The 10,557-nt window shown below is 56.2% G+C and carries 9 protein-coding genes; all 9 read right to left on the bottom strand.

From position 1 onward, the window contains the following. Window positions 1-543: 543 nt before the first annotated feature. Window positions 544-1,632 (bottom strand): AAA family ATPase, encoded by a 1,089-nt coding sequence (locus ACIQ2L_RS14135; protein ID WP_396159958.1) that lies wholly within the window; start codon window positions 1,630-1,632, stop codon window positions 544-546. Beyond that, entirely contained in the window at window positions 1,629-2,600 is a 972-nt protein-coding gene (locus ACIQ2L_RS14140; protein ID WP_396159960.1) for a bifunctional DNA primase/polymerase, read from the bottom strand. Before ACIQ2L_RS14140 ends, ACIQ2L_RS14135 begins: the two co-directional genes overlap by 4 nt. Window positions 2,601-2,677: 77 nt before the next feature. Next, the gene (locus ACIQ2L_RS14145) at window positions 2,678-2,932 is read right to left on the bottom strand and encodes a helix-turn-helix domain-containing protein (protein WP_396159962.1); all 255 of its coding nucleotides are present in this window, start codon (window positions 2,930-2,932) and stop codon (window positions 2,678-2,680) included. A gap of 200 nt (window positions 2,933-3,132) precedes the next feature. Next, window positions 3,133-3,846 (bottom strand): hypothetical protein, encoded by a 714-nt coding sequence (locus ACIQ2L_RS14150; RefSeq protein ID WP_396159964.1) that lies wholly within the window; start codon window positions 3,844-3,846, stop codon window positions 3,133-3,135. Between the two features lie 630 nt (window positions 3,847-4,476). Further along, the gene (locus ACIQ2L_RS14155) at window positions 4,477-5,493 is read right to left on the bottom strand and encodes a hypothetical protein (protein WP_396159966.1); all 1,017 of its coding nucleotides are present in this window, start codon (window positions 5,491-5,493) and stop codon (window positions 4,477-4,479) included. Beyond that, entirely contained in the window at window positions 5,490-6,179 is a 690-nt protein-coding gene (locus ACIQ2L_RS14160) for an alpha/beta hydrolase family protein (RefSeq protein ID WP_396159968.1), read from the bottom strand. Before ACIQ2L_RS14160 ends, ACIQ2L_RS14155 begins: the two co-directional genes overlap by 4 nt. A 72-nt stretch (window positions 6,180-6,251) precedes the next feature. Further along, entirely contained in the window at window positions 6,252-6,587 is a 336-nt protein-coding gene (locus ACIQ2L_RS14165; protein ID WP_396159970.1) for a hypothetical protein, read from the bottom strand. Window positions 6,588-6,633: 46 nt separating this feature from the next. Then, window positions 6,634-9,402 carry a LamG domain-containing protein gene (locus tag ACIQ2L_RS14170; protein ID WP_396159972.1) on the bottom strand — a complete coding sequence of 923 codons (2,769 nt, stop codon included), beginning with the start codon at window positions 9,400-9,402 and terminating at the stop codon, window positions 6,634-6,636. A 10-nt stretch (window positions 9,403-9,412) separates the two neighbouring features. After that, the coding region (locus tag ACIQ2L_RS14175) for a Gfo/Idh/MocA family protein (protein ID WP_396159974.1) at window positions 9,413-10,557 on the bottom strand (1,145 nt) is incomplete at its 5' end.

The raw sequence follows: 10,557 nt of genomic DNA on the forward strand, positions 1-10,557 counted from the left end.
ATTCCTTGGTTTGCTGACATGTATTGCTTCCTTTCTTGCGAATTCGATTGAGTGGGGCAGTCGTGCAATTTCCGGACAACTCGCCAAAACAAACTGTGCCTATGCTTGCGGCCTTTCCCGCGGCCCTTAGATCAAGAGAGTGGCCGCCGAGGACCCATGCGTCCTTTCGTGGCCTTGGGGGTGGCTAGTGGAGGCGTTGTGGGGGCCACAGTGGCGGCACCGACGTGTCGTTTGTGATGGTAGGCTCATTGTCGGAGTTGCTTCTTCCGTCGCGACAGGCGCAAACGTTGGCAACGGAGTTGGTAGCGTCATCCCGACGGGATTCGCTTTTACCGAGACGCGATGATTTGGTTCTTCAAAACTCATAGTGTTTTTTCCTTTTTGCCACCAAAGTGAACGAGAGTTCGGTTTCCGGAATCAATGTAATTCCGTTCCGCTATTACATAGGCGGAACTGGAATTACCTGATTCCGGCAAAAAGATCCGGAATCACTTCCGGAACTATTGCCGGAATTACCGAAAACGCAGTGTTTTTTAACGTCCATTAGAAATCACCAGTCTTTTCATTGGTTGAATCCGGAATCACTTGCGAGTAGAAAACAAGCGCCCTCTTGCCACCGTTTTTTGTTTTGCGTCGTATCTTGACTTGGCCCGCTCGCACCATCTTGCCGATTAGCCGGCCAGACTTACCCACGCCAAAATCGAATTGTTCGAACAACTTGTTTTGCTGAATTGATTTTGGCATTTGCGGTATTTTTTCGAGCATTGCCATTGAATCCAATTTGTCGGCTTTCGCTTGCGCATCGTTATCTTGGCGTCCAGATTTCTTTAGTTCCGGATCCTTGTTCGCCTCATACCAGAGCGGCCAATCGAATCTGATCGAAATGGGATCAGGCGACTTAAACGATCGGGTGACGCACTCTAGCACGCATAGCTCAGAATCCTCGTGCGGTCGGATTACGATGTGAGTATCTGCAGCCCTAGATATTGATCCCGCGCCGCTTCCGACGTCGGTCAAGTTCTTGTCGCCTTGGGAACCCTTACTGGCGTGATGAACTACTGCAATTGCACAATCCCATTTGTTGGCGTAGTAGTCCAGCTTGTTGTAAATTGCCATCATCGCTGCGTTATCATTCTCGCTAGTTCCCTCTGGCAGTGTCCGATAGAGCGCATCAAGAATGGCGAGCGTGTAACTTCCTGGCTCGATTTCCTCCAGCCGGTTTTCGATCGCGTGAATATGGAGCCCTAGCCCACGAACTGGGATCACGTCGACGAAATCTTTAAATTCTCGATAGTCAATTCGCATCTCAACACTGATCCGGTAAAGTCGGTCTGCGAGCGTCTCGGGATGCAATTCATTGTCGATAATGAGTACTTTGCCTTGCTTGACTTTTCTGGATAACCATGGAGTGCCAGTTGCAATGCACCATGCCAAGTTTCCTCCCAAAAAACTTTTACCTACCTTCGTTGATGCGATGATGTTGCAAGTTTCGCCGTGACGTAAGACACCCTCAACTAAGACAGGTCGCATTTCAGGATTTTGCGCTATCAGGTCGCAAATATTGATCGGCTTGACGCGAGGGGGCCTCAAGTCCGGATCGTCCACTCGCTTGATTTGTCCAATGTCTTTCAAGCTGTTACCTCTTGACTTGCTGCCTTGAATGCTGCTCGATCGTCGCCATCGAATGAGAGAAGAGCCCACGCCTTGAACTTGCTCAATGTCCGATGGGAACCATCTGGTGATAGCGGTCCAGCATTGCCACTGAATACCGTCAACAACTCACTGCCATCGTCGGCTGTAACAACCTTTGCGGATGTGCCATGTAGCTTGCCTGGTCGTGTCCAGTGGATGCCGTCGCGGCAAGTCCACCCAGCCGGATGTAAGATCGATTCCCAGTCCGTCTGATTATTGAACGCCGTAACAACCGGGTGAACCGATCCGGAATGGGCAACCGTAGTGCGAGTGTATTTCTCGGAAAGCTTGCGGGTGAATGCCGCGCCGCGTAAGTCGAATTTACGAGCAGCTCGCCATAGTTCGCAGCGTTCGTCTGGCGTGATCCGTGGTATCTGCGGTAGATACGGGCCACTGTACTGGACGTACGGCAGTCCGGATTTATGCACAGCACATGGATTGCCTTCGGCGACGATGAGTCCACCTTCGCCTTTGGTCTCAATAAGAGTCTTTTTTTCTCGGCGCTGCGGATCGGAAGCTATCTTGATGTTTCCACCAATCTCATTGCTGCGAAACAACACATGCCATCCGCCGCTGCCGGTCTCGACTACCGGTAGGCGTTCAACGATCGATTTAACTTGCTGTCGCCACGGTTCAAACAAACGGCCGTCGTCAAAATCGAGAACCTCTAAACCGCCGCTGATGAGTCCACAAACTAACCCAACACCATGGCAACCATGCAAGAACCATTCCGATAGTTCATCATCGTTAGCAATACGACTCTGGTACGGCTTCCAACTGTCCAATGCTGGCTCCTTACTACCGTCCAATCGAATTGGAACAATACTGATTCCGGCGTCTCGGTACTCCATTGCGAGTCTATGCACCGCGAACCGTTGGTTGGCAGCATGTTGGAATTCAATCGTCATGCCTTTTGTCATTTAGATAAACCTTCTCAAAGAACATGCGGATAGAAAAACGCGGTGCTTTCTTGCCATGTTTGTCCTTAACCAAGCTGGTTTGGCGTTGGCCGCTTGGTTTGCTTTGACGCAATCTCTTGATTTGCTGCTTTGCCTCTTTTGAGTAACCAGCGGCCTAATTCGCCTTCGGCAATTCGCCATGTCGGGCGCTTGGATTGGAGTCGCCTAGCGATGTTCACCGCTGGCAGTTCGCCCGAATGGATCTGCGCGAGAATCGTTTCGTCATCGCATGCCAAAACTTTGGCAGCTTCTTGGATTGTGTAGTATTTCTGATCAACCATTTTCGCTCTCCGGTCTAACTGTTTGCTTCTTTTCGCCACAGTGAGAGATGTTACGGAGTACACAAATGAAATCACTCCCTACTAAAAATTTAGTAGGGTGAAGGCCTAAGTTTTTTCACGAAAAAACCTGCAAGAAACTGTCATTTCGTGCAGGTTTAGTAGGGTTTTTAGTAGGGGGTACTTCCTCACAGGAAAGGATTTTACGAGTGTTTAGCCCTCCGGTTTTGCTCGGCAGCGTAGTTCTCACTTCGTTTCTTTAGTTGCGCTACAGTCTCTTTGGATTCGGGGTGTCTTACTTTCCACTCCTCCGCAATTTCTTTATGAGTGTAGTGTTTGTCCTTGCATCGATTGCAATGCAATTCCCAAGGATCGGCAACAGGCTGATGTAGTACATCTGCCAACTCATCGAAGTTCTCAACACGAACCGAATTTGGCTTCGAATATCTATCGACTAACTTGCGGTTTGAGATGACACCGTAACCTTCGATCTCGTCCAGAGGATCTTTTGTTCCTTTTAATGCATTCGCTCCAAGTTCCGATATTCGCCATTTGACCGGGTAAACGATTTCAAATCTCGGAACTAGCTCAAGCTTCGGTAGAGAGGCATTTTCGAACCATCGCGATTCATGTAGTTCATAGGCTTCAACCCAAAATGGGTAGGCTTCAGAGAAAGCAGCAAATCCGATTTTTGCAAATCCTTTACGGCCTGACGCTTGGCCCTCGAACGCAAACCCATGCGGATGGTCTTGCAGCCGGTAGAAGAACTCAAATCTGTATTCCGTAAGGCCAGCATAGAATACCAATAGAGTGAGTTTAGATTCTCGCACCGTCATGTTGTCTCGATTTAGAACTTCCCATCGTTCAGGAACCTTACCGAGGAAGTCCACTAATTCATCGCGATTCGGAATCGTCATCACTTTGCGCCGCCTTTCACACTTAACATCGGCAACGCCCACTTGCGGAACAGAATCATTGCACTCAACTGGTTGAGCGAGGATGATGCATCTGGTTTCTTCATGATCGTTTCTCTAAAAGAAATTAGCTTCAAAATTGAAATGCAAGCCAATTTCTTTTGCGACCGTGACACGTTTGGTCACTGGTGAAATCCGCCTTCTCCAGCAAAACCTAAAAACGAGCGAGAAAACAGCTTCATCTGCAACCAAATCTGCGAACAGTACTGCATGTCACCTTGATCAATCTTGAATTCCACTGCTCAGTGTATCCACGTGGGTTAACGCGTTTCAGAGATCGTCAAACCACGCAGCAAAACATGCTAAACATTGAGAAAGAGGTCGCCACGATGAAGTGAATGACCGTCGGCGAACTTCGAAAACATTATGCAGGGGTCTTCCGCGAGAGTCTGCCTCCACACGACCTCACTGTAACCTTTTCGAGAGTAGCTAAGTACGACTCGAAAAGGCCATAGTAGGTTTCATTATCATGGGAGGGTTTGGCTGATGCACCCGATCGATTGCGGGCCGAGTTCGAGGGACAGGATAGCTTTGCCGTCACGGATTTCAGGGTGGATCTCCGTGTCGGTCCACTCATCGCGGTAGGTCGCTCCTTACGGCAAACTCCTCCACCGTGTCCAATGTGGTGGGACTACGACCGTTGAAATAACCCAGTTCTCGGCCTGGCAGTTCCGCCGCGAGCACCAAGAACACTTCGCTGACTTCGCGACCGACAGGCACCGTGATCCGGCTATCGCGGCTGACAGGTGTCACGGCCCGACGCGGTGCCTGCAAGCCGAAATGATCGACCAGATCGTTATTTTCCTTCGGCTCCGGCGGCGGCGTGATGAGGTTGTTCGCACCGGGCTTCGACTCGACACGAAAAGGAACCCCTTCAAGACTCACTTTATCGCGAGTGAACCGCGCTCCGCCATCGAGCACCGCAGTGTCGTTTTCCACGCGCATGTAGGGACGCTTCAGCAGCAAGTCGTAATGGTCATTGAACGTAAGTGAGAGCGGCTGAAGATCCGGGCGCTGCGACGGCTGCTTGTCTTCCGCGAGCGCCGGGCCAGCAAGTTCAGGCGATGCCACCCATTCCAGTCGTCGCAGCTCGAACCACGAATGTGAGTCATTGCTATCCAGAAGCACCCGCAGTGCAGTCGGCTTCGCCGGGTAGGGCCGCTGCACGACCAGGCGATGCCACAGACCGTCCCTCACCAGATCCTGAGCGGAGACGAGTGTCGTTGCGCTCAGTTTCCCGGCAGCATCATTCGCCAACAGAGCCAGGAGAATCGAGTTCGCCCACTGAGCCCGATATTCGAGAACCAACCACTGACCTGGCGCGTGCTCGCCTGTCGTCCAGGGCCGCTCCCATCGCATCTGTTTCCCCTTCGCCATCGGACCGGAAAGCGAAAAGCGGAGACCATCCTCAGAACCAACTTCGAATGCGGCAGGCAACCGTTCCGCCGGAACGAGACCTTGTCGAGCCTTCCACGATGCGGCATCGAGTGGTGGCGAAAGCTCTTCGGCATGGAGCACGGCCAACGGCGCGAGCAGCAGGGCGGTAAGGAGCGAGAAGGTGTGTTTCATGGTGTGAAGGACATCTTTCATTTGGACAGCACATCGACGTTGTTCACAGCTCCGTGCAGATACGGTTTCAAAGCGTCGGAGGTAAGTTGCTTCGAGGCATTGGTGTCGGCTTTGAGATAGGAATTGAAGAACAGAAGCGTGACCGCACGGACGAGGGGTTGGACATCTTCGCGAGTCGGAGACGGTGTCGCACGACGCTCCACGCCAGTGGAGTCGGTGAAGTCGAGGTGCTTCGCATTGGCGAGCCAGATGAACTTGTGTGGTCCCTGCGGCCACAGTGCGAAAGCTTCGCGGCGATTGCCCGCTGTGAGGCCATTTTGCTGCCTATCCTGGGTGCCAGAGATGCCCAGCAGCGGCAGTTTCAACGAACCGAAGCTCTCACTGATGAAGAATGGCTCTCCGACGCCTTGCGGCGAAAGTGCTATGCCGCATTTCACGCGCGGATCGCCTAGTTCGGGGCCGAGTCCTTTGCCCGGTTCCACGCGCGGCGTGAGCCAGTCCAGCGCAGGCCTCATGCCGCATACAACCATCGTGGTGAAGGCTCCGAACGAATGACCCATGACGCCAACGCGTTGCCGGTCGAGCTTTCCACGGAGCTTCTCATCCGTTCGGTTCCATTCCTCAGCACGGTCAATCGCAAAGCTCACATCCTTGGGCCGAGCCAGAACTTCCGCGGAATCATGGATCATCGCATCGAGATTCTGCATGAGTCTAAAGCCTTGCGTCATCCGCTCGCGATTGCTGCCGATATGTTCGAGGCAAAAGACCACGTAACCATGTCAAGCGAGGTGCTGTGCCTGCGCGTAATGCGTATCCCAATCACCACCCGCACCGTGTGAAACGATGACCACCGGAAATGGACCTCCAGTTGCTGGCACATGCACCTTGATGGGGACTTTGCGTCCGATGGGAGTTGAGTCCTGACGAAGACGCGGCGCAAACTGTTGCGCACTGGTGCCGCCAGACGCCTTCGCCCCAGCACGGGAAGAGTCGGTGAGATTTGCGAATTCGATTGTCTCCGACGCTAACGGTCCACGCGCTGAGAAATCGGCGGCGTGCAATGCGGCGATCGGAGCCAGCAGCAGGCCAGCGAGGAATGTCAGGCTGTGTTTCATGGGTTCAATACTTTCGGTGCTTTGAAGCAGTGGCTTGCCGTGCGGGTTAATCGCGGAAAGTCAGTCGCAGTGATGTCTCTCGGGGCAGCGTGGTATTGAGCCAAAGCGTGTGGCCGTCCCATGCGTATTCGTGGGTGGCGAGTGCGTCGCCATTGAGTTCGATGCGGGTGAGTCCCTTCGGAGCTTGATGAAGCTCGAAGACGGGATGCACGCAGGGTGTCGTTGGCTTGATCGTGAGCGAGACGATCGGCTTCTCGACGGTGAGGAGCGTGGCACGGCGCTCGGTGTTGTAGGACGGCGTTTGAAGGCTCGCGCCCTCGGCCTCAACTTTCGGCGGCGTGGCGAAGCTCCGGGACCATTCGAGGAGACACGCGTCGTCGGCGTCGCTCAGGCCGATAAGCCAGGCCCATTTCTCGACCTGCATCTTGCGCGTGACGCCGAGGGCATCGGGCATGTCGGCGGTGCGGCTTTCCAGGGGCTGCGGACGACGGTGGCCCCAGGACATCATGGCGTTGTGCGCTGGGGTCATCGAGGCGAGGTCGTCGATGTTGATACCGGTGGGCTTGCGCCGGGCGAGCGGCAGATGATTGCCCCAATAGAACGGCGTGACCATTTGGCCTTGGCTGTAGAACGGGCGGTAGGCGGTGGAGGGCAGTCGCTTCCAACCGGGGTTGAAGTAGATCGCTGCGAGGGGCTCGCGGGTGCCAAAGCGGATGCGGAAGAGCGGCGGCAGTTCGCCCGAGAGCAGCTTCTCGTAATCGCGTTCCTGATCGAGCATGGGAAACTTCAACTCGCGCTTCGTGCCATCGCGAAAGAGAACATCCAATAGGTTCTCCGGCAGCACGCGGAGCGGATAGGCGGCGGGCGGCGTGAGGATGAGAAGCTCCTCGATCTCGTATTCGGCCTTGGGTTCGCTTTGCAGCGTGACGGTGCGCGAGCCGAACCCATCAGGGTAGAAATAGAAATCCTCTGTCACCGATTCGCCCCAGACCTTGTAGTTGAGGTCGCAGGGCTGCGCGGTCCAGCGGACGTGGACGCGGGCGGCGGTGGATTCGATGATCTCGACGCGGCTGCGGCGCAGTTCCTTGTCGGAAGCGGCGTCGACGCAGTCGAGGCCGTCGGGTCTGCGCGGTGCTTCGGCGAACTCGAAGTTCAGCGCGGTGTTGTGTTTCCCGGCCCAGAAGGGTGTGTAGGCCGCGCCGCGCCAGAAGACAAAGCGCGAGCCGTTCGGCAACGCGACCACGACATCCTTCCGCTCCGGTGCCCAAGCTTGGTCATACGGAAGCTCGGTCACCTCGTCCGAGCCGGAATAGGAGAGCAGCGGGTAGTCGTAGCGCAGCTTGGTCTCAATGGCTCCGAAGGCGGGCAGCTTCGGCGTATCCTGCACGAGCATGGTCGTGATTGTTTTGTGCCAGAGTTCACGGCCCTGCGCATCACGGATGGTCACATGCAGCGTGTCGCGACGCTTTGTGAATGCTGGAGGCGGCAAAGCGATCTTCAACTCTGCGCGAACGTCCTTTGGCAAATCCACTGCGGCTTTGGTCGGTCGATCCGGCGAAGATTCGAACCACGCGAGCACCTCTGCGCCGCGAACCTCCTCTTTGCTGGAAAACGCCGCGATGTTCACCTGGGCCTGCTGCTCAGGGCCAAGCACCAGCCAGTCCGCAGGCGGCAAAACCGCACCGAGATCAACGGGATTGATCACCGGATCAGCTGCGGCTTCCGCATCTGCCTCCAGAGCCGGGCGCTCGACCTTCCAGCGGGCTCGCTCAATGGCCTTGCCGTCCTTGTCTTTGGTGAGCAGTACTAGTTCCTCGGGCGCGGGCGAAGTGGCGAAGGTCGCGCGTGCGGTGAAGGGAGAGTTACCGGAGACATCAAGCGCTTTCCGCTCCACTTCCTTGCCTTCGCGATACGCCGCGAGCCAGTGCTCTGGTGCCGGTCGAGTGTCGCTGGCGAACTGCACGATCACCGGCGTCAGGCCAACGCGCTCCACGCCGAAGGGCGGACGCCAGGGATGCCCCGGATCGAATTGAAAGCTCGTCGCGGAGGTCACATCGTCGCGCTGTCCGGCCACGCTGCCTGGATGCTCGAAGAGAAAGCGGATGTCCTCGGCCTTCAAGGCCTCGTCGTAGATTTGCAGTTCATCGAGCAGGCCACGCAAATGCGAGCGAACATAGCGCCAAGTGTCGCCATCGGCGCGGCAACCGATCCGCAGCACACTGTCGGGCGCATCGGGCTTCAGCGTGAAATCGGATCCCCGGAACGTGCCTTTGTCAGCCGGAGTCTTTCCCTGGCCGTCCACATAGAGCGTAAGATGCGGAGCCTCCGCCGCGCGATACGTCACCGCGAGGTGATGCCATCCGCCGTCGTTCGGCACGAGGCCGTTCGAGGCGCGGAAGTTCGTGATCCACTCGCCCTGTCCTTCGCCATGCACTTGCAGCCCCTCGATGCCGAAGACGCCGAAGAACTTGTCAGGCGCGGCGGTTAGATCGGCGCGGCCTTTGAAGAGCACCGGCATCTCCGCGTAGTAGTTCCCCACATTGACCCAGGTCGCGATGGTGAAGTCGCGGCTGAAATCAATCGCCGAAGGGTTCGCCAGCTCGATGCCCGCGTTGACCTTCTCGATCACCACCGCGTTCCCGACGCGGCCGGGAGCAAAGGAAGGCGCGAGCTTCCGATCGACCGGCCGGCCATCGTGTTGACCGGTAACGTCCTTCAGGTCGTCATCAAAGCGAAAATGCGCGACGAGGTCCGCTTGGGTGGGTGATGCGAAAGCGGCCAGCAGCAGGGCGGTGAGGATCGCAAATTTAATCATTCCATATTCCTCAAAAAAACTTCGTCACTCCGGGCTGTGGCGGAGGGGTGAGCTCGATCTTGGTATCCCAGTCGAGGTGGTCAGGAACGAGTTGCTGCTGGGAGTTGAGTGCCTGCTCCCACGTGATCTCCTGCCCGGTGTAGGCGGCCATGCGGCCCATCAAGGCCATGAGGCTGGTGTGAGCCATGCGTTGGCCATCGTTGATGGGCTTGCCAGCACGGATGGAGGCAAAGAACTCGTCATGCTCTTTCTGGTGCATGCTCTCGCGTTTTCCACTGAAGGTCCACGGATTCGCTCCGGTGATGAATGGTGCCGGACCTTTTCCAAGGGTACAGACGCCGTCGGCACCGATGATATAGTCGGCGTTTTCCTTGTGGCAGCCATCCTGGCAGCGCAAACCGAGGAAGCCGCGCACGCCGCTGGCGTATTCATAGATGATCTGGGAGTGGTCGAAAGTGTTGCCCTCACCGGGGAATTGCCGTCCGCCCACCCCCACGGCTTTCACAGGCATCTCGTCGTCGAGCCACCAGGCCATCTTGTCCGCGCTGTGGCCGCCAGAAAGGCCGATGCACATGTCTCCGCCGAGCCAGACAAAATCGGACCAGTCACGAATCTGCCACTCGAGATCACTCCACTCCGGACGTCGCTCCTTGCCGTAGTATTTGTTGAAGCTCTGCCGGTAGTAAGTAGCATAGACGGTGCGCACCTGGCCGATGGCTCCAGCGCGTATCTGCTCACGCGCGGCGCGAGCAGTGTTGTCATAACGCCAGCAGAAGCCGGAAAGGATGCCGAGCCCTCGTTCCTGCGCCCGCGCGGCGCTGTCGAGGAAACTGCGGATGCCTGGGGCGTCCACGGCGGCGATGCATTCGGCAAAGACGTGCTTGCCGGCATCAATAGCTGCTTTCAGGTGCTGCGGGCGAAAAGCGGGCGGTGCGGCGAGCAGGACCACGTCCACATCGCTGGCGATGACTTTTTGATAGGCGTCGAAACCGAGGAAACGGCGGCCCGCGTCCACCTTCACACGCTCCAGCGAATGCTGGCGCAGTTTCTCAAGACTGCTGGCGAGACGATCCTCGAACACGTCACCCAGAGCGACGACGACGCTGTTCGCATCCGCCTTGAGCGCTTCGATCGCCGCAGCCGTGCCTCGACCCC

The organism is Flavobacterium sp., from assembly GCF_044369455.1.
Taxonomy (GTDB): Bacteria; Bacteroidota; Bacteroidia; order Flavobacteriales; family Flavobacteriaceae; genus Flavobacterium.

Bases quoted from the DNA above. Each gene is read 5' to 3' on its own strand.
- ACIQ2L_RS14140 (WP_396159960.1), bottom strand. From the start codon at position 2,600: ATGACGATTGAATTCCAACATGCTGCCAACCAACGGTTCGCGGTGCAT.
- ACIQ2L_RS14145 (WP_396159962.1), bottom strand. From the start codon at position 2,932: ATGGTTGATCAGAAATACTACACAATCCAAGAAGCTGCCAAAGTTTTG.
- ACIQ2L_RS14150 (WP_396159964.1), bottom strand. From the start codon at position 3,846: ATGACGATTCCGAATCGCGATGAATTAGTGGACTTCCTCGGTAAGGTT.
- ACIQ2L_RS14155 (WP_396159966.1), bottom strand. From the start codon at position 5,493: ATGAAAGATGTCCTTCACACCATGAAACACACCTTCTCGCTCCTTACC.
- ACIQ2L_RS14160 (WP_396159968.1), bottom strand. From the start codon at position 6,179: ATGCAGAATCTCGATGCGATGATCCATGATTCCGCGGAAGTTCTGGCT.
- ACIQ2L_RS14165 (WP_396159970.1), bottom strand. From the start codon at position 6,587: ATGAAACACAGCCTGACATTCCTCGCTGGCCTGCTGCTGGCTCCGATC.
- ACIQ2L_RS14170 (WP_396159972.1), bottom strand. From the start codon at position 9,402: ATGATTAAATTTGCGATCCTCACCGCCCTGCTGCTGGCCGCTTTCGCA.